Origin of the sequence: Myxacorys almedinensis A, from assembly GCF_010091945.1 — a bacterium.
GTDB lineage: Bacteria > Cyanobacteriota > Cyanobacteriia > Leptolyngbyales > Leptolyngbyaceae > Myxacorys > Myxacorys almedinensis.
Genome location: NZ_WVIE01000011.1, coordinates 98,679 through 125,461, shown reverse-complemented (window position 1 = coordinate 125,461; position 26,783 = coordinate 98,679). Strand labels below are relative to the sequence as shown.

At 47.6% G+C, this 26,783-nt stretch carries 26 protein-coding genes and 1 riboswitch; of the genes, 15 read left to right on the top strand and 11 right to left on the bottom strand.

Translation table 11 applies throughout. The features are described from left to right. Nucleotides 1-52: 52 nt before the first annotated feature. Genes GS601_RS11515 through GS601_RS11505 form a run of 3 tightly spaced genes read left to right on the top strand, consistent with a single transcriptional unit; the run spans nucleotide 53 to nucleotide 4,081 of the window. Nucleotides 53-2,614 (top strand): TonB-dependent siderophore receptor, encoded by a 2,562-nt coding sequence (locus GS601_RS11515; RefSeq protein ID WP_238393216.1) that lies wholly within the window; start codon nucleotides 53-55, stop codon nucleotides 2,612-2,614. A 26-nt stretch (nucleotides 2,615-2,640) separates the two neighbouring features. Next, nucleotides 2,641-3,699 carry an ABC transporter substrate-binding protein gene (locus tag GS601_RS11510; protein ID WP_162423426.1) on the top strand — a complete coding sequence of 353 codons (1,059 nt, stop codon included), beginning with the start codon at nucleotides 2,641-2,643 and terminating at the stop codon, nucleotides 3,697-3,699. Nucleotides 3,700-3,703: 4 nt separating this feature from the next. Further along, entirely contained in the window at nucleotides 3,704-4,081 is a 378-nt protein-coding gene (locus tag GS601_RS11505) for a DUF1636 family protein (protein ID WP_162423425.1), read from the top strand. A 29-nt stretch (nucleotides 4,082-4,110) separates the two neighbouring features. On the opposite strand, the gene GS601_RS11500 is transcribed toward GS601_RS11505, so the two are convergent. The 3 genes from GS601_RS11500 to GS601_RS11490 form a co-directional block, all read right to left on the bottom strand. After that, nucleotides 4,111-4,185: a DUF4351 domain-containing protein gene (locus GS601_RS11500; RefSeq protein WP_274381971.1), complete on the bottom strand. Its 75-nt coding sequence runs from the start codon at nucleotides 4,183-4,185 to the stop codon at nucleotides 4,111-4,113. 168 nt (nucleotides 4,186-4,353) lie between these two features. Then, entirely contained in the window at nucleotides 4,354-4,689 is a 336-nt protein-coding gene (locus tag GS601_RS11495) for a XisI protein (protein WP_162423424.1), read from the bottom strand. Further along, the gene (locus GS601_RS11490) at nucleotides 4,677-5,246 is read right to left on the bottom strand and encodes an element excision factor XisH family protein (protein ID WP_338017017.1); all 570 of its coding nucleotides are present in this window, start codon (nucleotides 5,244-5,246) and stop codon (nucleotides 4,677-4,679) included. The genes GS601_RS11495 and GS601_RS11490 overlap by 13 nt, the downstream gene beginning before the upstream one ends. 109 nt (nucleotides 5,247-5,355) lie before the next feature. Here GS601_RS11490 and GS601_RS11485 point away from each other — a divergent pair, with 109 nt between their 5' ends. The 9 genes from GS601_RS11485 (at nucleotide 5,356) to GS601_RS11450 (ending at nucleotide 15,547) form a co-directional block, all read left to right on the top strand. Beyond that, nucleotides 5,356-6,372, top strand: a complete 1,017-nt coding sequence (locus GS601_RS11485) for a helix-turn-helix transcriptional regulator (RefSeq protein ID WP_162423423.1) — start codon at nucleotides 5,356-5,358, stop codon at nucleotides 6,370-6,372. Nucleotides 6,373-6,578: 206 nt separating this feature from the next. Next, nucleotides 6,579-9,050: a TonB-dependent receptor domain-containing protein gene (locus GS601_RS11480; RefSeq protein WP_238393215.1), complete on the top strand. Its 2,472-nt coding sequence runs from the start codon at nucleotides 6,579-6,581 to the stop codon at nucleotides 9,048-9,050. Between the two features lie 17 nt (nucleotides 9,051-9,067). After that, nucleotides 9,068-9,577, top strand: a complete 510-nt coding sequence (locus GS601_RS11475) for a PepSY domain-containing protein (RefSeq protein ID WP_162423421.1) — start codon at nucleotides 9,068-9,070, stop codon at nucleotides 9,575-9,577. Between the two features lie 14 nt (nucleotides 9,578-9,591). Beyond that, nucleotides 9,592-10,176 carry a protein-S-isoprenylcysteine O-methyltransferase gene (locus GS601_RS11470; RefSeq protein WP_162423420.1) on the top strand — a complete coding sequence of 195 codons (585 nt, stop codon included), beginning with the start codon at nucleotides 9,592-9,594 and terminating at the stop codon, nucleotides 10,174-10,176. A gap of 86 nt (nucleotides 10,177-10,262) precedes the next feature. After that, nucleotides 10,263-10,385, top strand: coding sequence for a hypothetical protein (locus GS601_RS23585; RefSeq protein ID WP_274381966.1), 123 nt, complete (start codon nucleotides 10,263-10,265; stop codon nucleotides 10,383-10,385). A 69-nt stretch (nucleotides 10,386-10,454) separates the two neighbouring features. Then, complete coding sequence (locus GS601_RS11465; RefSeq protein ID WP_162423419.1) at nucleotides 10,455-11,441, top strand: AraC family transcriptional regulator; 987 nt, start codon at nucleotides 10,455-10,457, stop codon at nucleotides 11,439-11,441. Nucleotides 11,442-11,544: 103 nt separating this feature from the next. Beyond that, the gene (locus GS601_RS11460; protein WP_202925021.1) at nucleotides 11,545-14,100 is read left to right on the top strand and encodes a TonB-dependent siderophore receptor; all 2,556 of its coding nucleotides are present in this window, start codon (nucleotides 11,545-11,547) and stop codon (nucleotides 14,098-14,100) included. A gap of 26 nt (nucleotides 14,101-14,126) precedes the next feature. After that, a complete protein-coding gene (locus GS601_RS11455) occupies nucleotides 14,127-15,194 on the top strand; it encodes an ABC transporter substrate-binding protein (RefSeq protein ID WP_162423418.1) in 1,068 nt (355 codons plus the stop codon). Then, nucleotides 15,191-15,547, top strand: a complete 357-nt coding sequence (locus GS601_RS11450) for a DUF1636 family protein (RefSeq protein ID WP_162423417.1) — start codon at nucleotides 15,191-15,193, stop codon at nucleotides 15,545-15,547. The genes GS601_RS11455 and GS601_RS11450 overlap by 4 nt, the downstream gene beginning before the upstream one ends. 50 nt (nucleotides 15,548-15,597) lie before the next feature. Here GS601_RS11450 and GS601_RS11445 read toward each other — a convergent pair whose 3' ends face one another. The 5 genes from GS601_RS11445 to GS601_RS22895 all read right to left on the bottom strand — a co-directional run bounded on the left by GS601_RS11445 (nucleotide 15,598) and on the right by GS601_RS22895 (nucleotide 17,312). Next, a complete protein-coding gene (locus GS601_RS11445; RefSeq protein WP_238393214.1) occupies nucleotides 15,598-15,993 on the bottom strand; it encodes a type II toxin-antitoxin system VapC family toxin in 396 nt (131 codons plus the stop codon). Beyond that, entirely contained in the window at nucleotides 15,977-16,204 is a 228-nt protein-coding gene (locus GS601_RS11440; RefSeq protein WP_162423416.1) for a hypothetical protein, read from the bottom strand. Before GS601_RS11440 ends, GS601_RS11445 begins: the two co-directional genes overlap by 17 nt. Before the next feature lie 161 nt (nucleotides 16,205-16,365). Next, nucleotides 16,366-16,629: a DUF4351 domain-containing protein gene (locus tag GS601_RS23925; RefSeq protein WP_420800304.1), complete on the bottom strand. Its 264-nt coding sequence runs from the start codon at nucleotides 16,627-16,629 to the stop codon at nucleotides 16,366-16,368. After that, nucleotides 16,518-16,889, bottom strand: a complete 372-nt coding sequence (locus tag GS601_RS23200; protein WP_238393213.1) for a DUF4351 domain-containing protein — start codon at nucleotides 16,887-16,889, stop codon at nucleotides 16,518-16,520. Before GS601_RS23200 ends, GS601_RS23925 begins: the two co-directional genes overlap by 112 nt. Nucleotides 16,890-16,916: 27 nt before the next feature. Next, nucleotides 16,917-17,312 carry a hypothetical protein gene (locus GS601_RS22895; protein ID WP_202925020.1) on the bottom strand — a complete coding sequence of 132 codons (396 nt, stop codon included), beginning with the start codon at nucleotides 17,310-17,312 and terminating at the stop codon, nucleotides 16,917-16,919. Nucleotides 17,313-17,826: 514 nt separating this feature from the next. Next, a riboswitch (guanidine-I (ykkC/yxkD leader) is annotated at nucleotides 17,827-17,953 on the top strand. Between the two features lie 67 nt (nucleotides 17,954-18,020). Between GS601_RS22895 and speB the strand changes: the two genes are divergently transcribed. The 3 genes from speB to hypB are packed head-to-tail and all read left to right on the top strand — an operon-like array spanning nucleotide 18,021 to nucleotide 20,314. Then, nucleotides 18,021-19,214, top strand: a complete 1,194-nt coding sequence (gene speB, locus GS601_RS11425; RefSeq protein ID WP_162423414.1) for an agmatinase — start codon at nucleotides 18,021-18,023, stop codon at nucleotides 19,212-19,214. Between the two features lie 3 nt (nucleotides 19,215-19,217). Continuing rightward, entirely contained in the window at nucleotides 19,218-19,583 is a 366-nt protein-coding gene (gene hypA / locus GS601_RS11420; RefSeq protein WP_162423413.1) for a hydrogenase maturation nickel metallochaperone HypA, read from the top strand. Between the two features lie 8 nt (nucleotides 19,584-19,591). Beyond that, nucleotides 19,592-20,314 carry a hydrogenase nickel incorporation protein HypB gene (hypB, locus tag GS601_RS11415; RefSeq protein WP_162423412.1) on the top strand — a complete coding sequence of 241 codons (723 nt, stop codon included), beginning with the start codon at nucleotides 19,592-19,594 and terminating at the stop codon, nucleotides 20,312-20,314. 58 nt (nucleotides 20,315-20,372) lie between these two features. Here the strand turns inward: hypB and GS601_RS11410 are convergent, their stop codons facing one another. The 3 genes from GS601_RS11410 to GS601_RS11400 form a co-directional block, all read right to left on the bottom strand. After that, nucleotides 20,373-24,230 (bottom strand): DUF2339 domain-containing protein, encoded by a 3,858-nt coding sequence (locus GS601_RS11410; protein ID WP_162423411.1) that lies wholly within the window; start codon nucleotides 24,228-24,230, stop codon nucleotides 20,373-20,375. Nucleotides 24,231-24,664: 434 nt separating this feature from the next. After that, nucleotides 24,665-25,915 carry a DegT/DnrJ/EryC1/StrS family aminotransferase gene (locus GS601_RS11405; RefSeq protein ID WP_162423410.1) on the bottom strand — a complete coding sequence of 417 codons (1,251 nt, stop codon included), beginning with the start codon at nucleotides 25,913-25,915 and terminating at the stop codon, nucleotides 24,665-24,667. Between the two features lie 47 nt (nucleotides 25,916-25,962). Continuing rightward, nucleotides 25,963-26,652: a methyltransferase gene (locus tag GS601_RS11400; protein ID WP_162423409.1), complete on the bottom strand. Its 690-nt coding sequence runs from the start codon at nucleotides 26,650-26,652 to the stop codon at nucleotides 25,963-25,965. Nucleotides 26,653-26,783: the final 131 nt, after the last annotated feature.

Sequence of the window (26,783 nt, the reverse complement as noted above, 5' to 3'; positions counted from 1 at the left end):
GATGAGCAGAGTAGGTTTGCAGCAGATGGGCAAAGTCCGATTTTATGGCTTGATGGCTGCTTTAACCGGAAGTTTGGTGAGTGGGTTGGCAGTGCCGGGGAGGGCAGAAGAGAGATCCCCCCTAACCCCCCTTAAAAAGGTGGGAACTGAACAGCGGCTTGAAGTCCCCCTTCTCAAGGGGGATTTAGGGGGATCAAGACTTGCGGATCAAGCAACTGTGTCTCATTTTCGCGATCGCCCCCGCCCCGCCACTACCGTTAAAGAATGGATGGCGCAGATTGAAGCCGCTACTGTACAGGTGACAAGTGTGAGCCTCAACCGTACCGATACCGGACTGGAAATTGTGCTGCAAACGGCGGAAGGTAAACCGCTCCAGGTGGATGCGACGAAGTTTCGGACGGAAGGTAGCAGCCTGATTGCCGATATTCCCAATGCGGTGCTGGCTCTCCCCAATGCTCCAGGATTTAGTGCTGCGAATCCGACTCCAGATATTGCGACTTTAGGCGTGACCCAACAGGATGCCAACACGATTCGAGTTAGTGTGGCGGGAACGGGTAAGCTGCCGACTTCTGAGGTGACGCTGAAAGTTGGGGAACTGGCTTATAGCCTCAACCCGGAAGTGGATGAGCCGGATGAGGAAATTGTGGTGACGGGTCAGCAAAATGGCTATCGTGTGCCCAATGCAACCACCGCAACTAAGACTGATACCCCATTGCGTGATATTCCCGCTTCGATTCAAGTGATCCCGCGTCGAATCTTAGAAGACCAAAAGACGACGCGCGTACAAGAAGCCTTGGAAAACGTCAGCGGTGTACGCAAACGAGATAACTTCGGAGGTTCAAATGCCGGTGGATATAATATTCGTGGCTTCGATCAAGCTGGAAATTTCCGCAATGGATTTTCTGACAATGACTCTTACTCTTCGGTAGATACAGCAAACATCGATCGCATTGAGGTTCTCAAAGGGCCGGCTTCTGTTCTATTTGGTCAGGCTGAACCGGGAGGAATTGTCAATATTGTCACAAAACAACCCCTTAGCACTCCCTATTATTCAGCTGAATTTAATGTCGGCAATTATGCGTTTTATCGCCCCAGTTTTGATATTTCTGGGCCACTCACAGATGATGGTTCGGTATTATATCGGCTGAATGTGGCTTATCAAAACTCTGAGAGTTTTCGAGATTTTAATTTTACCGAACGTGTCTTTGTTGCGCCTGTAATTACCTGGAATATTAGCGATCGCACTTCATTAACATTCGACCTTGAATATCTAAACAATGATTACCTCTACGATCGGGGACTTCCTTCCATTGGAGACAGACCTGCCCCCATCCCCATTAGTCGCTTCATTGGTCTGCCGGAAAGTGTTTATAACGATAGCAATTTGCGGGTTGGCTATAGACTGGAGCATGAATTCAGTCAGGACTGGCAACTTCGCAATGCCTTTTCTTTTGTGTCTGGTCGATTAACTGGTGATTCTGCAAGTGGTGGCCGTGCGCTGGTTGACAACCAGTTTGCTCCAATATTTATAGATCGTCAAGAATTCACACGAAAAATCTATACCCTGCAAACAGAACTAGTTGGAAAGTTCAAGACGGGATCGATTGTCCATCAACCTTTAATTGGGGTGGAATTAAGACGAAACACTTGGGAATATACAGGATTTGGCGCGGCAGACTCCATACTGCTAGACATTTTTAATCCCAATTATGATGTTGATTTACCTGCCATATCTGATGAAGCTTACTTTTACACGACTCGTAGAGACACCTTGGGAATTTACCTCCAAGATCAAATTACTTTTGCAGATAATCTCAAGGTCTTAGTTGGTGGTCGCTTTGATACCTTCCAACGAAAACAAACAGAACTGGGAGAAACAACGGGTGAAGAATCCCTCAGTGCTTTTAATCCCCGTGTTGGGATCGTTTATCAACCAATTCAACCAATTTCCCTCTATGCCAGCTACACTCAATCGTTTCAACCCGATCGCTTTTTTGGTCGTTCGGCAACAAACGAACCCTTTAAACCAACAAGAGGAACGCAATACGAAGTTGGTATCAAGGCAGATATCAGCGAAAAACTTTCAGCAACCCTAGCAGCCTACCAAATTACCAAAACTAATGTGGTCACTGCTGACCCCAACGATCCAGATTTATCTGTGCAGGTTGGAGAACAGAGAAGTAGAGGTATTGAATTAGATATTGGCGGCGAAATTCTGCCAGGTTTGAATATCATTGCATCTTACACTTACACCGATGCAATTACCTCAAAAGACAATAGAGTTGTTGTTGGTAATCGCATCAATAATGTACCCGAACACGCTGCAAGTTTGTGGACAACCTATGAACTACAAAGCGGTGATTTAAAAGGTTTGGGCTTTGGTTTGGGACTTTACTATGTGGGAGATAGATACGCCGACTTGGAAAATACCAGCATTATGCCCAGCTATTTCCGCACTGATTTCGCCATCTATTACAAGCGGGATAACTGGAGATTAGGACTCAATATCAGGAATCTTTTCAACGAAACTTATTATGAAACGTCTCAAAGCAGAAACATCATTTATCCTGGCGCACCTTTCACAGTCATCGGCTCTTTTTCTATCCAGTTTTGACTTTAATTAACAAAAGAGCGTTCATCATGTTTCCCAAAATTCGCCGCCAGATGAGACTTTCTCTGCATAAATACATTGGCTTGGTCATTGTCACAGTGATCTTAATTACGGCTTGTCAAAGTGGTGTTCCCAATAGACCGAATTTGGAGAATGTGCAAGGAACATCCACTGATTGTCGAGTTGTGAAACACGCAGTTGGTGAAACCACGATTTGCGGTAAACCTCAGAAAGTAGTTGCACTAGAACCAAAGTTGCTAAGTATGATGCTGGCGCTTAATGTGCAGCCCTCTGCTTATGCGGATTCAGGTTCGTTCAATGGGCGTAAATTCGACAATCCCAGTCAGCAAATTCCTTACTTAGGTCAATTTGTCACAAATCAACCTATTAGCGTAGGTAGTCGTAACAATCCCTCACTGGAAGCTCTGACTTTACTTAAACCGGATTTGATTCTGGGAATGAAATTCCAGGAAAATGAGCTATTGTCTGCTATTGCTCCGACTGTGCTAATCGACCACACGGCAGATACTTGGCAAAATAACATTCAAACTTTAGCTAAAGCACTCCATCGAGAAAACAATGTACAACAAGTCATTGCCTCACATCAACAACAGCTTGCTGAAGTTCGCACTCAATTAGCCCCGCTTGCCAACACTCACCCGCGAGTGCTGAATGTAGTTTGCAACCAATTAATGGACTACATTGAAATTAGCTACAGTGGGGATTTAGTTCAACTCCTTGAAGAAATTGGGTTTCAATCTGTGTTGCTTGAAGATGTGGAACGGAAACCAGGAGTACGACCTCAAGTCACCATTGAAACACTATCCCAACTTGATGCAGATATTATCATTGTCCATACTTGGATAGATGATTGGGATGGCAATTCGACCTATAGTGTCCCGCTAGAGGCACTCAAACAAAAATGGGCTAAAAATCCGCTGCTGCACTATTCACGAGCTTGGAAAGAAGGTCGAGTCTACTTTGTTGATCATGCAATGTGGGGGAGCGTGATTGGTGGTCCGATCGCGGATTCCATGATACTAGAGCAACTCCCAAAGCTTCTACTTTCTCCTCCCAAAGCAATTTAGGTGTATGACTAAACACACACACTCCGTTTGTAAATACTGCTACTGTGTAGACGGAAACATATCAGAAAGCCAACCAAGTTATGGCACTCGTTTATTTGAGCGACTCAATACCTTATCCAGGCAAAGTTTTTCATCATTACAACTAGAAATCCAGTCTGTAGGTTGCATGTGGGCGTGTAAGCACGGTTGTGTCATCGCCATTTCCAGCCCAGAGAAACCAACCTACCTGATCACCGATCTGCCCCCCGATGAAACTGCCGCCCCACTACTAGACTTCATGCAGCAGTACATCAACCATGACACCGGAGAATTTCCCTACAAAAAACTCCACGACCTGTTTCCATCTGCCACCTTGGTTCAAATCCCGACGGTGCTTCTGTGATCAGTCAGCAAGCGCGATCGCTCTCCCCCTCAGCTTGCGCGATCGCCTTGCAGCCAAGCTTCCAAATCTGCGATCGTCTCAAACTCCAACAGCGCCTCACCCAATGACTCTAGCTGTTCTAGGGAGAGAGTTTCAATTTGCGATCGCGCAACCTTTTTGAGAATTCTGTAGCCGCCGCGATCGCAGAATTTTCAGAAATAGGGCATTTCTACGCAAACTTAATCAACAGGATAAGCACGATTAGCGCAAAGCGCAACTCCACAGGAACCGCGCTAAGCCTGAGCAAATTCCGAATGCTTCCTGAATGTTGGAGTCTGATATTCCAGCACAATATCCGTTTTAGGAATTCCTTCCCCAATTAGAGCGTTTGCCACCCCCTCTTCGGTGGGATCGCTATGAATATAAATTTTTCCATTTTTGAGCGATAGGTGCAGAGTGGTGTAGATTCTGCGTTGCTGAGCATCCCATCCCGTCTGAATCACCTGATACTGGTCGGAGGTGGGGTCACACACCATTGTTGTGTCTGCGTCTGGCATTCGCTTATAGAGGGTGTAGTAATGTTGAAGAACCTGCTTGACAATGTTTCGGTATTGCTCTAATCGATCCATGTCAAAATCTCCTGATTTTCAGTGCTGTACACCAAAATTCTAATTCGATAAGTCTGACTGTCCCGGAAAAGAGGTTTCTCGAATTGGGTATCGTAAATCTCTTTGGGAACCGCTAAGTAGAGCTTTCGGCTCCACTGGTTGTAATTAAAGGCAAGTTGGTAGTGGAGATATTGCCCTACAGCCGTATGAAAATCATTCACGGCACTCGGATCAAGAAAACTCTTGATTTCTACCGCAACGGTTTCAGTCTCTCGCTGTGCGGCAATGATACGCTCTGCCCCTAAATCGACCTTGAGGTTGGTCGGACCATAGCGAACCACTAGCGGATCATCTGTAATGACCCATCCATCTCGAATCAGTGCTTGCTTAACAGCATCGTGAAAGAGATCCTTCGCGCTCACGGGTGATTCTTTAGCAAAAGGACAATTTAGATTATCACGCCCATTGCCGTTGCTGACGCTTGCGTGTCTCCAGGGAGAAAGTTTCTGTTTGCGATCGCGCTGCTTCAGGCACCTCGCCCGGAACTCGATTTGATGGCGCAGGCAGATCTCAAACACTTGACAGCTAACTCGCTTCAGTTGAGAATAAGTTGCATTAAAATTCGCGTTTCTAGAAACTCATCCCTAACCCTATCTCAGTTACGCGGCATCCACCTCCCTATTTTCAATGATGAAACTTTCCCTCTCTTACAGCAATATTCAAGAGTTGTTGGAGGAATTGCAGCTACAGACAGGCACCCTCTGTCAGGTACAGAATTATGAAACGTCATTCCAGCTATCCCAGCCATTTGGTCGCTGGTCGATTCGCTGGTTCGATCCGTGGGATAAATTTGAGCTACATATCACCGAGTGGGAACTACAAGAGCATCTGAGTTTGCTGACGGAAACACAACTTTATTCCTCAGCCGGATTTAGCTTTTGTCTGTCTGGGCGTTTTAGGGGAACGTTTCACCGTTCGGGATCGGATCTGGTTGCTAAGTCTGGCGATAGTCATTTCGGAGTAATGCATGGCGAGGATAAGGCAGTCACAGAGTTGGCTGCTGGACAAAAAATATCTTTAGTTCAGATCAGTATGACACCGCACCAACTTAGAGCGCTTACAGATTGGCAATTATCCTCGCTTCCCACCCCTATAGAGCGAACTCTCAGGGGAGATGAATCAGGGTTTCACTGGCAAACAGGATCAACCACGCCTGCGATGGCGATCGCGCTTCACCAAATTCTGAACTGCCCTTACCAAGGGATGATCAGACGGTTCTATCTGGAAAGTAAAGCATTAGAACTGATCGCACTCAAGTATGACCAACTCACCCATGAACCAACCCATCTCAAAAAAACGCTCCAGTTGAAATCCAGCGATATTGACTGCGCTCACCAAGCTAGAGAAATTCTGCTCCGCCATGCCGATGCTCCTCCATCCGTGCTTGCTTTGGCAAAGCACGTCTGTGTGAGCGACTTCAAGTTAAAGCAACTTTTTCACCAAGTTTTTGGTACGACAGTGTTCGGATGCTTACACGAGTACCGGATGGAACGGGCGCGGTTATTACTAGAAACCAGTCGGATGAGTATTACTCAGGTTTCGCAAACGGTTGGTTACGCCAATGCAAGCAAGTTTTCCGGTGCTTTTAAGAAAAAATTTGGAATTACTCCAACGTCTTACAGACTCAACGGAAAGTTGCTTTAGAACCTATGGTTCTCCGTCTGGGAGCTAAAACTCTCCACCGTGGAGTTGCAGACAAAGTGTTTAATGCTTATTCTTCTCAATAATCCCAAATGCAGAACGGTGTTGTTGAGGAGAGTGGTGTGAACAGAGGTTTACTTTGCGCTTGTTGCAAAATCAGTGGCGGCTCTCTTATTTCTTTGATTGGATTGCTGATAGTTCAGTCGGCTTTGGCTCAGACCGTTATCCAGAACATTGAGGGAGAGACAAAAGTACCTCATATCAACGACCTCCACCGTCCTGCATCTACTGTGCAGCAATGGCTGTCTCAGGCAGAGGAAGCAGAAACCGGAAAGCAAGAAGAAGGCGCGGCACCCGTGCGAGTAACGGGTGTAAGGCTGAATTCAGTCGAAGGTGAGTTGAGGGTGGTTCTAGAAACGGATGCAGGTAAAGCGCTTCAGGGGACAGCGGATGTGAATGGAAATACCCTGATCGTCCTGATTCCCAATGCTCAATTAGCCGATGGTAAGGAGTTTCGGCAAGATAATCCGATCGCAGGCATCGCTTCGATTAGTGTTGAACGGAGCAATTCTAATAGCATTCAAATTCGCATTGTTGGAATTGATGATGTTCCCGATGGCAGAATCGTTCAAAGTCAGTCAGGGTTGATTCTCAGCGTGTCGGCAGTAGAACCAGAGGAAGAAGTCATCGTCACAGCACAGAAGCGTCCAGAGAATCCGCAGGACATCCCCATCAGTATCACAGCAATTCCCAGGCAAGCGATTGAGGATGCTCAAATCGACTCATTTAGTGATGTAGCGGCGAACACCCCCAACTTCTTTGCGCTGCCTCAAGGGAGCGGCAATTTCTTGAACTACAGTATTCGAGGACTGGGAAACAGCAACTTTGCTGCTCGTGACGCAGTTGGATTCTACATTGACGATGTGCCTTATGACTATACGAGCTTTATTGATGTGCCTCTGTTTGATTTAGAACGGGTAGAAGTGTTGCGGGGTCCGCAAAGTACGCTTTATGGCAGAAATTCTCAAGCTGGAGTCGTCAATATCATTAGCCGTTCTCCTAGTAATGATCCGGAGGTGAGAGCCTTAGTCGGGTATGGCAGTTCCAACAATCGTAATCTCCAATTGTCTTTGAGTGATGCAGTAATCCCCGATCGCCTATTCTTTCGGCTAGCTGGGGCTTATATTGCGCGAGATGGCTTTACTGAAAACACATTCACCAACGAAAATGTGGGTGAAAAATCAAGTCTATCTGGGCGCGCTCAAATTCTCTGGACTCCTGATCAGGAATGGTCTGTTTCGTTCAATGCAAATGCTAGCTATAGCGATCATGGCAGCACTATCCTCGTTCCCCTCAATCAATCCGATCCGTTCAAAATTGACTATGACTTCAATGGCTTCGACCAGGTCAGCACCAACACTCAGGCATTGAAAATTGCCTACGATGGACCTAAATTTCGCGCCACTGCTATTACCACCCGTCGATTTACGTTCCAAGACAACCCGATCGACTCTGATTTTACATCGCTCGATTTGATTCGGCGGAAAGCACAATTTGACTCAACCCTTTGGAGCCAGGAGTTGCGGATTCAATCGCCTGAAGATGCCAATCAATTGCGCTGGCTCTTTGGGGGATATTTCGAGTCAAGAGCGTTTAGAGTGTTGGGGTCTGGGCTTCAGTTCAGTGATCTGGGTGCCGCCGCCTTTGGCTTACCCTTTGCCGGATTTGACCGCGCAGATGCCGATACCAATCAAGCCACCTATGCAGCATTTAGTCAGGTAGACTACACTCCGATTCAACCCCTCACCTTGACGGCTGGATTGCGCTACGAATCGACCACAAGCCGCATTACTCGACAACGCAACCTAGAAGTTGCTGGAACGTCCCTAAAAGTTCCAACGGGTTTGAGTGTGAGTGATGTAGAAACCAGCGATCGGGTTTGGCTACCGCGTTTTGCCGCGCAATATCGGTTTAATCCGAATGTGAGCGCTTATGGCAGTATTACACGAGGCTATAAACCGGGTGGTTTCAACTCTCAGGCGGAATCACTCAATCTGCTGACTTTTGCCTCGGAAACGTCCTGGAATTATGAATTGGGATTCAAGTCGTCCTGGCTTGACGATCGACTCACCGTCAATCTGGCAGCATTTAGCAACCACTTGGATAACTATCAAGTGCTGCTCCCGGATAATACGGGCGCATTTTCAAACGTTGCCAATGCTGAAGCTCGGATTCGCGGAGTAGAGTTGGAGATCAAAGCAACACCCGTTCGGGGGCTGGATGTGATTGCGGGCTTTGGCTATGCAGATGCTAAGTTTACCGATTATACGAATCCATTTACAGGTCAAAACTTTAACGGTAATCGGCTCACCTTGGCACCCAATTTCACCTATAACCTAGCCTTGCAATATCGCAGTGTTAGGGGAATTTTTGCTCGATTGGATCTTCAAGGGGTAGGAAAATACTTCTTTGATGATGGTAATCAACTCAAACAACATCCGTTTGCGTTGGTGAATGCTCGGATTGGATATGAAAATAGTAACTGGGGAATTTATTTATTTGCTATGAATTTATTGAATACAGAGTATGTAACTTCAGCGTACTTCTTTCCGCCTCCCCAAGCCGTTGGAACTTATGGCGATCGCAGAATGTTCGGAATCCAAGTGAAAGCAGCGTTTTAAATCTTAGGAGAGGTGCAATGAGGCATCCACAATGGTTGATTAAACTAGCAAGACGGTTGCATCGTTGGGTTGGACTGTATGTAATCGGATTAACTTTAATCTGGGTGATTGAAGCGATCGCAGTGCCCAGGGTTTTCAGTGCTGGTCTGCCAATTATTGATGAACTTCCACCTGAGCCTACCGCAGCAAATACCAGCACCGTCCTTTCTCGTGAGCAAGCAACCCGCATCCTCATGGCGCATTCGCCAGCAGTTGCAAACCAGATCGACGAAATCGCTTACTTGCCCTTGATTCAAGTTTATCGGTTTGAGAATCACCAGCGATTTTTTGAGTGGTTTATGGATGCTCACACAGGAAAGGTACTGAAATACGGTTTCAATGCAGGCAATTTTTTGCAACAAAAGGGGTTTCTCGGATGGCTACACCCCTGGGTTGGCAACTTAATTAAGCTGCCTTCAGCGCTGTTGACCCTGATTCTAGTCATCAGTGGTTTTTATCTCTTTGTGAGTTCGTTTCGGGTTAACTAGGAAAGGTAAATCTAATGGATACCGTGATACTGAAGATTATTTACTTAATTGGATTAGCTGCCAGTACTGCCATTCGCTTACCTCACCAACGGAAAAATAAACAGAACACGATCGCGGACGATCGCAAAACACCTCTGGAAAAAACGCTACTCTTGTTGGTCTTTTTAGGCATGTTTGTTCTCCCTCTACTCTATGTTTTTTCACCCTGGCTCAGGTTTGCAGACTACGAGCTACCCCTCTGGGCGAATGGATTAGGCGTTTTATCTTTTGCGATTGGGCTTTGGTTGTTTTGGCGCGCTCATCGTGATCTAGGAGAAAACTGGTCGCCAACTTTACAGATCAGAGAGGGGCACACTCTAATTACTAATGGGATCTATCAAACGATTCGACATCCAATGTATACCTCTATTTGGTTGTGGGGGGTTGCTCAGGCATTGTTGCTGCCAAACTGGATTGCAGGTTTAGCGGGAATCATCTCCTTTGGCATTCTCTATGTTGCTCGAATTGGCAACGAGGAACAAATGATGCTGGATCAATTTGGAGATCAATATCAAGCTTATGTGCAGCAAACCAACCGACTCATTCCTTACCTGTTTTAAGCGAAGATCTCAACCAAAAACTCACGAAACACGTTAACGCTGAAAACCTTTCGATTGTCCGCGCCATTCTCAAAGATGCACTGATCGTGCTGCTAGATGAAGGAACTGATGTAGAACTGATGAAGGCGGCGATCGCTACGCATCACTTTGGCAAGCTCAACAACAGTCTCGCTAATGGCGCATTGCGGCGTGAAACACTTGACGGCTGACTCAGTTCAGCTGAGAATAAGTTGCATTAGAAGCAGCGAATTTTCTGGCAAATTGTCCCTAACTTTATCATGGCGATTACGATTTCCCGTACAGATTACGACGAGTTGTGGAAAGAATGCAACCCTACTCCCCTAGTGTCGCAGCACTCAGGCTACTGTGAGCGAGTCGAGGTGATACCTGAGCAGTTGGGAGAGGGATACATTCGCACGATTCAGTTTCGGGGAATCGATCTGAGCCTATTTAATTATCATCTGCACCATGATTTGTACGTTATTGAAGATGAAGGGGTTGGGGCATCGTGGGAATTTGGATTTAACCTATCAGGAAATCGACACCGTAAGCGAACTGGCGAGAGTTTTTTAGAGTGGGGAGCCTATGAAGCAACGGATACGTCAATAACCTATGCTAACGAACCCATTCTGAAGGTAGACATCGACCTAGAGGCTCCAGCCACTTTATTTCAACTCATCGCCGAGAGTTTAGAAGAACTGCCAATCGAGATTAGACGATGTGTTGAAGACAGTGATGAGCCGTGTTTTGATGAGGCGAATGTAATCACACCGGCAATGCGATCGACGTTAGAGAAAATTTTACACTGCTCCTTTCAAGGAAGAACGAGACAAATTTATCTAGAGGGTCAGTGCTTGGAGTTGATTGCATTGAAACTAGAGCAGCTTAAAGAGCCGGGACGATCTCCTCGAAATTCATCTTGCTCGTTAAACCTAGATGATATCGATCGCATTCATCTAGCCAAAAATATTATGGCTGAGCATTCCGATAATCCCCCGTCGCTGATGGAACTGTCCCGTCAGGTGGGGTTAAACGATTTCAAGCTCAAAACAGGGTTTCGGCAGGTCTTTGGCACCACTGTGTTTGGCTATCTGCATCAGCATCGGATGGAAACGGCACGACAATTGCTTGCTGAGGGGCGCATGAATGTTCGAGAAGTGGCTCAAACCGTAGGGTATGCCAGCCCAAGTAGCTTTGCAGAAGCCTTCCGTAAACAGTTTGGCGTGAATCCAAAGTCCTACCTGCTCAGCAAAAAATCCGTCTAGACAGCAAAAAAATCCGTTTGGGAACAGTTACGATCGACTACTCTAGACCGTCTTCCAGTACCTTCTTAAGAATAGTTCTTAGTTAGGCGGCGGTGTGGGGAAGATGAGCAAGGTTTCGCAACAGATGGGCAATATTCAGCTTTACGGCTTGCTGGTCGTGCTGTCGAGTGGGTTTGCATTACCGGGAAGAGCGGCGGAAGTTGAAACAGTAGATCGATCCGCAGCCTCGGTTATGGAGGTTCGTTCGTTGCAGCAGCAAGGTTCTTCTGCAAACTTACGCCGCGATCGCCCCGCCACTACGATTAAAGAGTGGACGGCGCAAATCGAAGCCGCTACGGTTCAAGTGACAGGAGTGACCCTCAATCGCCTAGACTCTGGGCTAGAAATTACTCTAGAAACCGCAGAGGGTAAGCCTTTGCAAGTCGATGCGACAAACTTTCGCACTGAAAGCGATCGCTTGATTGCAGAGATTCCGAACGCAGTCCTGGCGCTCTCTAATGATCAAGCATTTAGCGCAGAAAACCCGGCTCCTGATATTGCCTCGGTACGTGTGACTCAACAGGACGCAACTACAATTCGAGTCAGTGTGAGTGGCAACAATGCGCTGCCAAAGTCAGAGGTGACGTTGAAGACAGGCGAGTTTGCTTACAGCCTCAACCCGGAAGCCGATGAACCCGATGAAGAAATTGTGGTGACGGGAGAAGGGCAACAAGGCTATCGAGTGCCGAATGCGACGACTGCGACTAGAACTGATACCCCAATCCGGGATATTCCTGGTTCGATTCAAGTTATTCCGCGTCAAATATTAGAAGACCAGAAGACAACGCGGATTCAAGAGGCGTTGGAGAATGTCAGTGGTGTCCGCAAAGAGGGGAACTACGGAGGTACAGATGCGGGCGGATACAATATTCGTGGCTTTGCTCAGGATGGAAATTTCCGCAATGGATTTTCTGACAATGACTTTTACTCTTCAGTAGATACAGCAAATATCGAGCGAATAGAAGTCCTCAAAGGACCGGCTTCTGTTCTATTTGGTCAAGCTGAACCGGGAGGAATTATCAATGTTGTCACAAAACAACCCCTTAGCACTCCCTATTATTCAGCTGAATTTAATGTCGGCAATTATGCTTTCTATCGCCCCAGTTTTGATATTTCTGGACCGCTCACTGATGATGGTTCGTTGTTATATCGGCTGAATGTGGCGTATCAAAATGCTGAAAGTTTCCGAGATTTTAACTTTACCGAACGTGTATTTATTGCGCCTGTAATTACCTGGAATATTAGCGATCGCACTTCAATAACCTTTGACCTTGAATATCAGAACAATACTTACCTCTTCGATCGCGGACTTCCATCCCTTGGAGATAGACCTGCTCCCATCCCCATTAGTCGATTCATCGGTCTGCCGCAAAGCGTTTATGACGATAGCACTTTTCGGGTTGGCTACAGACTTGAGCATCAATTTAGCGAAGACTGGCGACTTCGTAATGGGTTTTCGTTTGTGTCTGGTCAATCGGCAGGGACTTATGCCATTGGAGGCTATGGGCTAGAAAATGACCAATTTGCTCCAATTTATGTCGGTCGCGACGACTTCTCACGAAAGATCTATACCCTGCAAACGGAATTAGTAGGACGGTTCAAGACGGGATCGATTGTTCATCAACCCTTGCTTGGGGTAGAGCTAAGAAGAAATGACTGGGCTTATACCTCGTTCGATGTGGCAGACCCTATACTGCTAGACATTTTCAATCCGAATTATGATGTTGATTTTCCTGCTATACCTGATGAACAAACGTTCTCTTACACAACGCGCAGAGATACTCTAGGAATTTATCTTCAAGATCAAATTACGTTTGCAGACAATCTCAAGCTTTTAGTCGGGGGTCGCTTTGATGCTTTCCGCCGCAGAGATGACTTCGGAACACCTGAAGAAGAATCTCTCACAGCCTTTAGTCCTCGTGTTGGTATTGTTTACCAGCCCATTAAACCAGTTTCTCTCTATGCCAGCTACACTCAATCATTTCAACCTGATCGATTTCTCGGTCGCTCGGCAACAAACGATCCCTTCGAGCCAACAAGAGGGACACAGTATGAAGTGGGTATTAAAGCAGACCTTAGCCAACGACTTTCGGCAACCCTAGCAGCCTTCCAGATTACCAAAACTAATGTTGTCACCCCCGATCCCAACGATCCAGATTTATCTATACAGGTGGGGGAACAAAGAAGTAGAGGTATTGAATTGGACATTGGCGGTGAGATTCTTCCAGGTTGGAACATCATCGCCTCTTACGCCTATATTGATGCGATTACCTCAGAAGATAACAACATTCCTGTAGGCAATGGGCTGATTAATGTTCCCGAACACGCTGCTAGCTTATGGACAAGCTATGAACTTCAAAACGGTAATTTAAAGGGTTTGGGGTTTGGTTTAGGACTTTACTACGTGGGAGATAGAAATGCCGACTTGGATAATACCAGCATTCTGCCCAGCTATTTTAGAGCAGATTCAGCTATCTATTACAAACGAGATAACTGGAAGTTAGCCCTAAATTTCCGCAATCTCTTTAATGAAACTTACTATGAGACTGCTCAAGGCAGAAATATAATTTATCCCGGCGCGCCTTTCACGGTCATCGGCTCCTTTTCTATGCAGTTCTGACTTTAATAAACGAAAGAGTGTTGATAATGTTCTTTGAATTTCGCCGCCAGGTGAGACTTTCTCTGCATCGATACATTGGTTTAGTCATTGTCACAGTTATCTTAATTACGGCTTGTCAAAGTGGTATTCCCAACAGCCGTAATTTAGATAGTAGCCAATCACCATCTACTGATTGCCGAGCCGTGAAGCACGCTGGCGGTGAAACCACGATTTGTGGGCAACCCCAAAAAATAGCTGCATTAGAACCAAAGTTGCTCAGTATGATGCTGGCGCTTGATGCCCAGCCCTCTGCTTATGCAGACGCTTATTTGGTGCGATCGCGCCAATTTGACAACCCTAGTAAACAGATTCCTTACTTGGGTAAGTTTGTCACAAGTCAGCCGATTAATTTAGGCGATCGTAATAATCCCTCGTTGGAAAGTTTGACTTTACTCAAGCCAGATTTGATCCTGGGAATGAAATCTCAGGAAAGTAAGCTATTGTCTGCTATTGCCTCGACTGTGTTAATCGACAACAAGGAGGAAAATTGGCAAGAAAACATTCAGATTTTGGCTAAAGCGCTCCACCGTGAAGACAATGTGCAACAAGTTATTGCCTCGCACAAACAACATCTGGCTGAAGTTCGCACTAAATTAGCCCCGCTTGTCAACAGTCACCCGCGAGTGCTAACTGTAGTTTGCAACCAATCAATGGACTATATTGAAATTAGCTACAGTGGAGATTCGGTTCAACTTCTCGAAGAAATTGGGTTTCAATCTGTGTTGCTTAAAGATGTGGAACGAAGGTCAGGAGTGCGACCTCAAGTCACCATTGAAACACTATCCCAACTTGATGCAGATATTATCATTGTCCAAACTTGGCTTGATGATTGGGATGGCAAATCCACTTACAATGTTCCATTAGAAGAACTCAAACAAAAATGGGCTAAAAATCCTCTCTTGCAGAATTCTCGCGCATGGAGAGAAGGGCGAGTACACTTTGTTGATTACCAATTGTGGGGGAGCGTGATTGGTGGTCCGATCGCCGATTCTCTGATACTAGAGCAACTTCCCAAGCTTCTACTTTCTCCTGTACAAAGCAATTCAGGTGTATGACTAAACACACACTCTCCGTTTGTAAATACTGTTACTGTGTAGACGGAAAAATATCAGAAAGCCAACCAAGTTATGGCACTCGTTTATTTGAGCGACTCAATATCTTATCCAGTCAAAATTTTTCATCATTACAACTAGAGATCCAGTCCGTAGGTTGTATGTGGGCATGTAAGCACGGTTGTGTCATCGCCATTTCCAGCCCCCAAAAACTAACCTACCTGATTACCGATCTGCCCCCCGATGAAACTGCCGCCCCATTACTAGACTTGATGCAACAGTACATCAGTCATGACACCGGAGAATTTCCATACAAAAAACTCCGTGAACTGTTTCCATCTGCCACCTTGGTTTAAATTCCGGCGGTGCTTCTGTGACAAGTCAGCAGGTGCGAGTACAAAAGCAATTACCAAGCAATTGTTTGCCCATTCTCAATCTCTTGAAAATGGGCATCGCGTGTCACCAGAATCAAGTCATGTTGTAATCCAAGGGCTGCAATCCAGATATCATTCTCAGGTAACGGACGACCTTTGAGTCTTAACTTGTTTTTGACCTCACCGTAATGCCGAGCCGTTTCAGCATCACACCCAAGCACTATACTGTCGGCAACCAACTCATCAACCCTTGCTAGATTTTCTTGAGTTCGCCTCGATTTTCTTGCACCGTAACACAACTCACCGATCTCAGGGCTTGGAATAAATACTTCGTCAGCTTGAGCAAGATTGATTTTAACGACTGCTTCATCTGCAAAGAGGGCAATGATGATATTAGTATCCAGTAAGTACCTACCACTCATTAACATCTACCTGTTCGCAGTCTTGCTCGATTGCCTCACGTATCAACTGAAGATCGTCAGGAGGAATTGAACCTGCAAAACGCAGCAATTGCTTCCCTGCAATCCCTCGAACTTTAGTTCTTGACAGCGTTCGGGTAAATTCAAGCACCTGCCATTGTAAATGCTGTGGCATTACTTTTAACCGTTCAATGATCTCATCAATAACAGAAATATTCATTTTCCCTCCTTTCCACCATCCTACAATGCTTTATCAGGAAGTGATGGAGAAGCAACCATTGTTTAACCTGCGACCTTTGTTCAAATTCTGGCGCTGCTTCAGTAATGTGTAAAGAGGCATGGTTCCTGGGGAGTTGCGCTTTGCGTTAATCGCCCTCACCTTCAACTTGCGCGATTGGCTTCGCCAAGCTCCGAAGGATCGCGTTGCAACCAAGCTTCTAGATCCGCGCGCTGCTGCGCAGATACCGCAAGGGTCGTCTCAAACTCTAACAGCGCCTCACCCAAGGACTCTAGCTGTTCCAGGGAAAACGTTTCTATTTGCGATCGCATCCCTTCAGGCACTTCGCCACTCGTCGGGTCAGTAACCGCAAAACCAGCGATCGCTCCCCTTCCTGTCGTCCTTCCTGCTTTGTTTTTTGTTCCCACTCCAGATAGGCTTGCGATAAGGCTGCCATCAGTTCTCCCCCCTCTTCAGTGATCTCTTCCGTAATCTCTAGTGTAATCCGCCAGTTCACTAACAATTGTAAGACTCTTGATCGTCGCGGATCATCCGTCGGCAGTGCCAGCAATTCCGTAATTGCCTGCTGCTGCGTTTCATCTCGTCCTAAGATCCTCAACCACAGCGTTTCTGGGGTGGAAGGCAACTGATTGATCGCTACGATCGCGGTTTTGAGTCCCTCTGGCAAAAAATACATCCCAGCCAGCCAATCGGCTCAAAGCGCTCCGCCAAATTCAGCCACCACAGGTCTCGTTACCATTGCTGCCAGAATCCAAAGTCGGGGTAAGTCCGTTTCGCTCTGCGTCCTGCCTTCCTGCTCCAGTTTGCGGCGCTGGTCTTCTTGCAGCCACAGCAACTTGAGCAGACAACTTCTGACTTCCTGCCGAGAGGGCGCATTACGAAAGGGTTCGAGCAAACAAGGAGTCGTGGTCAGGCGCTGGAGCAGTCCCAGATCAGGGCTGGATGCAGATGCGGGTGTGGTGGGTGTGAACCAGACATCCACAAATTTGGATTCCCCCAGCACTTCTAAGTTGCGTTGTACCTGACCGATCGGTTCGAGGAACCCTTCCAGATATTGTTTGGCTAACTGGTCAAAGCGAATGCGACTCATGCAAGATAGGGGCACTATCAATGTTGTGGTTCAGATCCTATCATCGAAAGGTCATCCGCACGGAGTGAGAGGAGCGATCGATTTGCCACTTGTAGTTGTTGGAGTTGTGCGCTTGTCAGTCCTGTCACTTCCCCAAAGTAGTGTTAGGCTTTTGGCTGTAACAAACGCGTAAACCCTTCCTGCTCAAAATGTCGATCAAATGCTGCTCAAATCTTGCTCGTGCTTGCTCTTTTTCTGCCTCACTGAGCAGTATTTTGAAAAGCGGTCGGGCAATAACTCTTTAATCCGTTCCCACAGGTCATCTCGTAGCGCGTGTCGGCGAGCTAGCATTCCGTTTCTGCTGGGTTCATTGGCTGGGGTGCTGATTCCAGTTTATCTAATTGATGACACGCTCTAGGGTAAGCGCAAATCGAGCGATTCGTATCCCTAGATGCAGCAACGCCAGAAACTGTAATTTCGGCTACGGTTTTATCGTGGTAGTCTTGTTACAAGTTGAATGAGCATAAGACGTAAAAATTAGCGCCTCTAGGGTTCCGGTTGAAACTGCGGTAGTTTACACGTCTGGTCCGAGAGAGGCAGGCTGTCAGAAGACTTGCTCAGAGTCATCCACAGTCACACGGCGGGAGAAAAGCCCGGGAGAAGTTAGCAGCTATTGGGCTGCGGCGTCTTCTGGGCTTTTAAACTATCCACTGACCCACGCTTGACACTATGACGGAAGATTCGCTATTTCAAAATCCTGATGGCAATGGGCAAGTGCCGCTTTCCCAAGCCCAACGCGCCCTCGAACTAGAAACGCAACTGCCGCTTACAGGCTGGCAGCAAGAGGTGGCGCGGGGTCTAGAATATGGCTTAGAAGGGGCGGAAAGTATCCGCGATCGCAGAATTCCGACCTTCTCACGGGGAGAACTACCTCACTACGCAGGCATCAATACCTTCATGAAAGCGCCTTACCTGGAAGATGTGCGCCAGGTTGGCAACTATGATGTGGCGATCGTTGGCGTGCCCCACGACAGTGGAACAACCTACCGACCTGGAACCCGCTTTGGTCCACAAGGCATCCGGCGGATTTCAGCGTTATACACTCCCTATAATTTTGAGCTTGGTATTGATTTGCGTGAGCAGATCACCCTGTGTGACGTTGGCGACATCTTTACCATTCCTGGAAACAACGAAAAGTCGTTTGACCAAATTTCTAAAGGCGTTGCTCATATCTTTGATTCGGGTGCATTCCCCATTATTCTAGGGGGCGACCACTCGATTGGCTTCCCAACGTTGCGCGGCGTATGTCGGCACTTGGGCGATAAGAAAGTTGGAATTATTCACTTTGATCGCCACGTCGATACTCAAGAAACTGACCTCGATGAGCGGATGCATACCTGCCCATGGTTCCACGCTACCAACATGAAAAATGCGCCAGCTAAAAACTTGGTGCAGCTTGGCATTGGCGGTTGGCAAGTGCCGCGCGATGGGGTGAAAGTGTGCCGCGATCGCGCCACCAACATTCTCACCGTCACCGACATTGTTGATATGGGAATCGATGCCGCCGTCGAGTTTGCCCTAGAGCGGGCGCTAGACGGCACCGATTGCGTGTACATCAGCTTTGATATTGACTGCATTGATGCAGGATTTGTCCCCGGTACGGGCTGGCCCGAACCCGGTGGCTTATTGCCCCGTGAAGCGTTGGCACTGCTCGCAAAAATCATTCGCCGTGCGCCAGTGTGTGGGCTAGAGGTTGTAGAAGTGTCACCGCCCTATGATGTCAGCGATATGACCGCTCTGATGGCAACTCGCGTGATTTGCGATGCGATGGCAAATCTGGTTTTATCAGGTCAACTGCCCCGCAAAGAAAGACCGTCTTACATTCATGCCCAGGCAGAACCAGAACTTGTTCAGTGGACTTAATCTATGCACGAAACTGATATGACCAAAGCGTTGATCATCACGCTAAAAGACTGGTGGGACACTCAACCCGAAAAGCCTCATGTGTCTCATGTGCATTTGATTGTGGGCAAATTTACCTGCGTTGAGCCAATCAGTTTACAGTTTGCATTTGAGGTACAAACTCGTAACACCTTTTTAGATGGCGCAAAACTTGTGATTCAGGAAACCCCTCTGGTGGCGTTTTGTCACTCTTGCCAAAAAGACTATGAGCCGGAAATTGGGATTCAGTACGCTTGCCCTGACTGTCGATCGCCAATGGACGATATTCGATCAGGGCGCGAGCTAAAGATCGATCGAGTGGAATATAAAATGCAGTCTGTTACTTTGTGACCCCCACCATGCACCAAACATTTGACGCTGCCTTAGGCATCAATTTACTCCACGCCAATCAAGACGGAGCCGATCACAATCGTGCTTGCTTTGATGCTTGGGGCATTACTTGCTTTAACTTGATGAGCAGTCCGGGAGCAGGTAAAACCGCGTTGCTAGAAAAAACCCTAGCCGCGCTTAGTTCAGAACTTGCGATCGCGGTCATTGAAGGCGATATGACCACTGAGCTAGATGCGGATCGCCTGCGCCAATACGACGTTCCCGTAATTGCAATTAACACGGGTCGATCGTGTCACCTCGATTCTAAAATGGTTGCGGGTGGCATTCATCGGCTTGAGCACGACTATACTCCTTCTGCATTAGATTTAGTGTTGGTTGAAAATGTTGGTAATTTAGTTTGTCCGGCTGAATTTGAGGTTGGAGAACATGCCAAAATCGCCCTGCTTAGCCTTACCGAAGGCGAAGATAAACCGTTGAAATATCCCATCATGTTTCAAGAGGCAGACTGTTTGCTAGTCACAAAAATGGATTTAGCCCCCTATCTTGATGTTGATGTCAGGCGCATTGAACAAAACGTTCAACAAATGAATCCTCGTGCTACTATCATTCCGGTTTCTGCTAAGACAGGAGAAGGGTTGCAGACTTGGTTTGATTGGGTGCGATCGTTTAGAGCACAGCATAGCCGCTTGCAGGTAGAAGCAGAGCAAACTTTGATTAGCCCCCGTCTCTAGCAAATGGCTCTCAGGGGTAGGGAACTCTTTGCCCCTGAGTAAATCGCACCTTGCCTCGCTATTGCCAGTCTTGCAGTTGCTCTAGCCAACTTCGCATCAGCAGGGTTACCTGTTCGCGGCGGGTTTCAAAATTTGCTGCGATCCAAATAAACAAAATGCCAACGCATAAGCTAATCACCCATTTAAGCAGCGAGTAAGTTGTTGCTAACACAACGATTTGGTAGACAACGTTAAGGCAAAACACAATTGTTCCTACATAAGAAAAGGCCCGAATTCGCAATCCTAGCCCCGCAAAAATGGCAACCAAACTGACTACGCTAGGCACAATGCCATAGTTATTCTGGGTGAGTAACGCCGTCAAACAAATTAAACCCGTCCCGCACACTCTAACATAATGCCGCGATGCCCTTGCTGAAGCTGTTTTTAGCGATGGATCAATAGTGGCAAAATAAAGAACAGATAACCCGATCGGTAACACTTGCCAAAACAAAAGATCGACATTGAGCCGATGCATCTGCACAACCGCAACCCAATTGAGCAACACGATGCTGAGATAAGTCCAACGCACCTGACGGCGAAGCGATGCCACTAAGCTATAGAACATGGCTAAAACAATGAGGCTAACTGGGTGGATAACTGCCGCAGTTGCCGCTAAAACCAATAATGGAACGGCGATAGACACGCGCTGCCACGGTTGGCGTGCCCAGCCTAACCGCTCCCACGACAGCACAAATGAGATGAAGGCTGCGATCGCAGCGATGGCACCTGCGTAAGGACGCGCTTGGGCAAACAGACCGCTAAACCACGGTTTGGTTGTGAGATACCAAGCTAGGGCTGCCGCCTCTAACAGCCCAGCATAGAGCCACAGTTCTGCGCTTTGGGCACTGGGATGATGCCGCGCCTGAAAAATAGCATAGAGCGCCAAGCCTACTCCGGTTGCAAATCCGCCTAGAGCTAAGGTTCCAGGAGTTGGAACTAGTAACGTTAAACTTGCTGCAATGCTAAGAACAACGCTACTGATTGCCCAGTGGCTATGAGCAATGGATTTAGCTTCTGTGGCACTGAGGTGTAAGTAGTTTAGCTTTTCTATCAACATATAACGATAAGCAAGCGTTAATGCTAACCCTAATGCTGCGATCGCGATTAGCTGATTGCCAAGAGATTGGCTACGGAGAGAATATAAAACCAATTCGCTCAAGCCGATCGTTGTTCCAAACACACCTAAAACGGTGAGAGGTTTGAGCGCCCGGTGCCGCCGACCAACGCCCAGTGCGATCGCAGCAACCCCAATCGAAATCCAGCCCGTCGCGGCTGTAAAGGTTCCAACCCGAAGCGCGATCGCACCCACCCCATAGACCAACGGCAACCCATGCCATCCCCAAAATAACGATTCGGTTGCCGCCCGTCGCTGGCGAACATCCCCCCCAAATAGGAGTGCTAACCCTAGTCCCACATTGGCAATGCTCAGCCGCATCAGCGACGGTTCCCACGCTGCCAAGGTTTGCGCCGTCAGCAGTTCGATGCCAAGACCTAGCCCGACAAACACGAAGATAGAAGACGATCGCCAGATTTGCACTGCCAAAACCAGCGTTGTCAGCGCGATCGCTGTAAGGCGCAAGGCAACGCCCCCATCAGATCCCAGCGCCGTTGAAGGCTGAACAACACCATAGCCACCCGTGTAATCACCCCAGACTTGAACCGTAGATCCGAACAGTACAAGACCTATCAGCACTGCCTTCCAGCAATTTGCCGCCTGGACAAAAAGCGCGATCATCAGGTGCGATCGCGTAGTTTCCCTATGGCGTAATTGAATCTGCCCCCACCGCGCGCCCACCCCCAGTAGCACAAGCGCGATCGCATTCACCAACAACCACTGATCAATCGAGCGGAGTGCAGGCGACCCGTGCCACAATCCCCAACCTACGGCAACTAGCCCATAGCCAATCGTGAGATTTGCAAATAGCTGACGCTGAAGAAAGCCCGTGTTAACTGCCATTAGCACCGTTGCCACAACCCATCCCAGTAACCCGGTTTCGGGGCGGTTGAGCGTCAGCAGTTGCGCCATCACAATCGAGAGCGCACTCAGCCCAGCCAACATTTCCCGTTGTTGCGATCGCTGGGCTGCCATCCACGTTAGCGCTAGCGGCACCGCTAACCAACTGCTAGCAAGCCTTGGGGCAGCGCCAATCGGCTCCACCCAAAGGACGTAGGATAAACCTGCAAGCCCCAGTCCTAGATGCCATGCACTGCGCCGCCAAAGCGTTGGGGCACCAACCGTGCTAAATATCCACTGTGCGATCGCTCCGCCTAAAAATAGAAACGCCCACGTCGAACTGTTCAGTGTTGGAAACCGATAATGAATCGCTGAAATCGCGGTCGCTAACCCACCTAAATGGGTGGCATACACCAGAGAGGTGATGGCTTGCTGCTGAGATTGGCGGCGATGCATCAGCCAGCCTAGGGTAGCAGTCGAGGCGAATAGATTGAGCGTTCGGGTTGCAGGGGCGATCGCACTCAGCGCCAACAGCACTATGCCAAACCCTAGCGCAATCCCTTCAGAAAAAGTTGCCAAATCGGAATGCTGCTGCCGCCGTAGCCACGCTGAAACCGTTAGAATCACCAGCAAATACGGAAATAAGGCGATGCCTAACAGCGCGATCGCGGTGGATTCGGTCTCTGTGATTTGGGTGGCGCTAGTGATGATTTGGGTTTGCAGCACCGCCGGAACCAACCGCCAACCCAGCCAAATCATTTGTAACGCGATCGTCAGCAATAGGGCCACATCTGATCGCCGCCAAAATCGCTGTAACGCCCAATAGCTCACCAGTAGCGCGATACCACTTGTTACTAACGCTTGCCACGGCACCGCGCCAACAGACACCCCCCAACCAAGCAACAGCACCGCGCCGCTGAACATCCATGCTGTTGACCCCGGTTGGCGTTGAGCAATCCGAGCGATCCCTCCACCGCATAGCGCGATCGCCAGCCCTAACTGAGCAATATCAACATCAACGATAAAAATGGCTCGTAAAAATAGCAATGCAATGGCACATGCCACAACCGCAACACGAGACAGTGCCAGAACTGGAGCAATGATAAACAGCAGCGAACCCAGATAAACCGACCCAAGCGGAATCATTGGAACCGCCCATCCTAACTGAAGATAGCTCAGACCTAAGTAAACTAAAGCAAACCGAGGATGATCACTCGAAGAGTTTTTTAGCAATAGAACGGCGATCGCGCTTAAAACAAGAGATGCGATCGCAGCTACAACAACAGATTGAACCTCAATTGTTTGTAAGAGAAATCGATCAATTGCCCAAAAATTAACTGGAATCAACAACAAAGTCAGCGTTTTTAGGGTTGCTGTGGTCAACCTCAAACTTAGCTGGCGACTTGCCCAAGCCGAAACGCCCCAAAAGCTGAGCGTGTAGCCCAACAGCACGAGATACTGCCCGGTTGGGGAAACATTCTGCCACTGGCTCGCCGCCAGCACTGCCGAAGAAACCACCACTAAAAATACTCCCAACACTAGCAGCCATACAACGCTGAGTTCTTGTTGCAGCGATCGCAGGATGCGAGTCATCACATTGTCTGAAACACGATCTGAAATGTTGTCTGAAACATTGCCCGAAGACACGGTTGGTTGCCGTCGATCAACTCGCCGTTCTGGCACATCCGCCACAACAAAATCAGCAGGTGAAGACCGCTCTAGCGCCCCAGTCAGACTTGAAGGGGGTAAAGAGGGCTGAGCCTCGACAACTTCAGGCAACGCGCAAATCAAGTATCGACGGCTTAGCTGATCAATCTGGTGCTGAGTCAGCAAGCCAAGGTGCAACCAAACCTCAAGCCCGCGTAGCAAATTTGGATGGTTGGCATCAAGGTCTAACGTGATGCGCGTCTCTGGTGACTCCATTCCCACCTCCGGGCACTATTCTACCCGTCAAGTAAATATAGGTTTTACTCTAATGCCATGGGCGGATTGGGCAAGGCTGAAATCACCCATTTTTTATACTGTCACAACAACTGTCACATTTCTTCGTAGAGTCTCAGAAGTTGTGCTGGGTGGCAATGGATTTGTTGACAGATAAGCGATTGGTGCTGCTTAACGATGGGATAAAAACGTTTGGAAGCAGGTGAGGGGTCGCTTCAAACGTTGCCCGTCAATTTGTTGCCCGTCAGTTTACCGTTTGAGCCGCGAGGGTGGAATAGAGATGCGATCGCAACAACCCGTCTCATCAGAATCCATGGGATGGGCACCTTAACCATGAAGGTTGCTGACCGAGAAATACCCTTTTGCTCCAGGTAGATCAATACTGTCAGTACACCAAACCTGGGTTAACATTGCTCTTACCCCGTTAACTTGCTAAGGTTGCCAGAACCCAAACTTTCACTGGGTGGACATAGCTCGGCTTTGCTCGGCGCGCTGGCAACATAATCCAACTCATAGCTTCTAGCTTGGTAAGTTGCACTGCACTTGTGAACTTGAGTCATCACCTCAATCACCCGCTCTAGATCGCTTATCGTCAAATTTGAACCAGAGGGAAGGCACAGTCCTCGATAAAATAAATCTTCTGCGATCGCGCCTCCGATCGATTCGCACTCTGCAAAGACAGGTTGCAAGTGCAGGGGTTTCCAAACTGGACGCGCCTCAATACGTTTCTGTGCTAGGGCAGAGCAGATTTGATCTCGGTTCGCCCCGAAGGCAACCGGATCAATGGTCAAACACGTTAACCAACGGCTGGATTGCCCAAAGAGAGCTTCAGGCATAAATTCGATGCCGGGTAAATGATCCAGTGCGCGTTGATAGATTTCAAAGTTGTGCCGTCTGGCAGCAACGCGATCGCGAAGCACCTGCAATTGGGCGCGTCCAATCCCTGCCAAAATATTACTCAAACGGTAGTTATAGCCAATTTCAGAATGCTGGTAATGCGGCGCTGGGTCTCGTGCTTGAGTTGCCAAAAACTTTGCTTTTGCAATCAAATCGGCGTCTTCAGACACCAACATTCCTCCACCCGATGTTGTAATAATTTTGTTGCCATTAAACGAGTAAATTCCTACCCGTCCAAATGTACCCGGAGACTGATCTTTGTAAGTTGCTCCCAATGCCTCTGCTGCATCTTCAATTAAGGGAACTCCATAGTCATTACAGGCTCGTAAAATGGGTGCAATGTCGGCGCTTTGACCATAAAGATGCACCAGAACAACTGCTTTCGGAAGTTTGCCGATGCGGGCACGATAGGTCAGAGCTTCCCGCAACAAATTCGGGTTCATATTCCAGGACGTGCGATCGCTATCAATGAAAACGGGCTTAGCACCCAAGTAGCTAATGGGACTAGCAGTGGCAATGAAAGTTAGCGTTGAACAAAAGACCTCATCCCCAGGTTCAACCCCAACCAAACGTAGTGCTAAGTGTAGTGCTGCGGTTCCAGAACTAACGGCGGCTGCATAGCCTGCACCCACAGCGTCGCAAAATTCCTGCTCAAAGGCATCAACATGAGGACCAACAGGAGCAATCCAATTCGTGTCAAAGGCTTCTTTGACAAACTCCAGTTCGGCATCTCCCACATGAGGAGTTGAAAGAAGAATGGGGCGTATCATAATTTAATTCGAGCAGCCTCGTAGGTGTATTAAAGAGAGTCAAAACGTTAGTTTTTTGCTAATCCAATTGAGATGACTTCATGAACGTTCCATGCCCAGGTTTTAACCTCATCAACACGCAGTGGTGGGTAATGGTTCAGAAATTGCAAAATTGTTTCGCGAGGCAAAGTTTTAGTGCCATAGCTAAGTAGAAGTTGAGCATTTTTATTCATGAAGTCAGGAACTGCTTCAAACAATCTGGGCAGGTAGGCATGAGGAGGTAACTCTGTGTAGGGCATATTCCAAAAGATTAGATCATACGTTTGAGCAGGAATATTTGAGAACAAATCGGATTGAAAAACTCGAACACCAACCTGATTCAATTCAACATGCTTTTGGGCAGACTCAATGCAAGCGGGATCAATGTCGATCGCATCAACCGTTTGTGTTCCAAATCTTGAAAGATAGCCACTTAATACTGCATAAGCACCAACTCCAATTTCTAGTAGTTTTAAACTTGGTAACTCTCTTAATCTTCTCCTCAGCACTGTTGCTAGTAAATAAGTTGTTAAGCCAAAATAGATTGGTGGCTTAGAGAAATAAACAGATAGCTCTTCCTTGGATAAAATCCGCATTCCAAAAATCAATTTAACAACTAGAGAAGAACGAAGTACCTCTTGAGAGACACGAGTTCCTAAAAGGTGAATTGGAGGAACGTAATACACGTTGTAAGCTAACTTAGCAAGTGCCTTAATCATGGTTCAAACTTTTAGTTGCATGTAGAAGCACGATAATCAGGAAAATAGTTAGATGCCAGTAACTACTCTGGTTGCGTGTCTAAAGCTTTTAAGCGCCCTTGCACTGATCGCTCATACTCTAAGTTTGGAAT

What these genes read in the sequence shown, in the direction of transcription:
- GS601_RS11515 (WP_238393216.1), top strand. Translation starts at nt 53, where the DNA reads ATGGCTGCTTTAACCGGAAGTTTGGTGAGTGGGTTGGCAGTGCCGGGG.
- GS601_RS11510 (WP_162423426.1), top strand. Translation starts at nt 2,641, where the DNA reads ATGTTTCCCAAAATTCGCCGCCAGATGAGACTTTCTCTGCATAAATAC.
- GS601_RS11505 (WP_162423425.1), top strand. Translation starts at nt 3,704, where the DNA reads ATGACTAAACACACACACTCCGTTTGTAAATACTGCTACTGTGTAGAC.
- GS601_RS11495 (WP_162423424.1), bottom strand. Translation starts at nt 4,689, where the DNA reads ATGGATCGATTAGAGCAATACCGAAACATTGTCAAGCAGGTTCTTCAA.
- GS601_RS11485 (WP_162423423.1), top strand. Translation starts at nt 5,356, where the DNA reads ATGATGAAACTTTCCCTCTCTTACAGCAATATTCAAGAGTTGTTGGAG.
- GS601_RS11475 (WP_162423421.1), top strand. Translation starts at nt 9,068, where the DNA reads ATGAGGCATCCACAATGGTTGATTAAACTAGCAAGACGGTTGCATCGT.
- GS601_RS11470 (WP_162423420.1), top strand. Translation starts at nt 9,592, where the DNA reads ATGGATACCGTGATACTGAAGATTATTTACTTAATTGGATTAGCTGCC.
- GS601_RS11465 (WP_162423419.1), top strand. Translation starts at nt 10,455, where the DNA reads ATGGCGATTACGATTTCCCGTACAGATTACGACGAGTTGTGGAAAGAA.
- GS601_RS11460 (WP_202925021.1), top strand. Translation starts at nt 11,545, where the DNA reads ATGAGCAAGGTTTCGCAACAGATGGGCAATATTCAGCTTTACGGCTTG.
- GS601_RS11455 (WP_162423418.1), top strand. Translation starts at nt 14,127, where the DNA reads ATGTTCTTTGAATTTCGCCGCCAGGTGAGACTTTCTCTGCATCGATAC.
- GS601_RS11450 (WP_162423417.1), top strand. Translation starts at nt 15,191, where the DNA reads ATGACTAAACACACACTCTCCGTTTGTAAATACTGTTACTGTGTAGAC.
- GS601_RS11445 (WP_238393214.1), bottom strand. Translation starts at nt 15,993, where the DNA reads ATGTTAATGAGTGGTAGGTACTTACTGGATACTAATATCATCATTGCC.
- GS601_RS11440 (WP_162423416.1), bottom strand. Translation starts at nt 16,204, where the DNA reads ATGAATATTTCTGTTATTGATGAGATCATTGAACGGTTAAAAGTAATG.
- GS601_RS22895 (WP_202925020.1), bottom strand. Translation starts at nt 17,312, where the DNA reads ATGAGTCGCATTCGCTTTGACCAGTTAGCCAAACAATATCTGGAAGGG.
- speB (WP_162423414.1), top strand. Translation starts at nt 18,021, where the DNA reads ATGACGGAAGATTCGCTATTTCAAAATCCTGATGGCAATGGGCAAGTG.
- hypA (WP_162423413.1), top strand. Translation starts at nt 19,218, where the DNA reads ATGCACGAAACTGATATGACCAAAGCGTTGATCATCACGCTAAAAGAC.
- hypB (WP_162423412.1), top strand. Translation starts at nt 19,592, where the DNA reads ATGCACCAAACATTTGACGCTGCCTTAGGCATCAATTTACTCCACGCC.
- GS601_RS11410 (WP_162423411.1), bottom strand. Translation starts at nt 24,230, where the DNA reads ATGGAGTCACCAGAGACGCGCATCACGTTAGACCTTGATGCCAACCAT.
- GS601_RS11405 (WP_162423410.1), bottom strand. Translation starts at nt 25,915, where the DNA reads ATGATACGCCCCATTCTTCTTTCAACTCCTCATGTGGGAGATGCCGAA.
- GS601_RS11400 (WP_162423409.1), bottom strand. Translation starts at nt 26,652, where the DNA reads ATGATTAAGGCACTTGCTAAGTTAGCTTACAACGTGTATTACGTTCCT.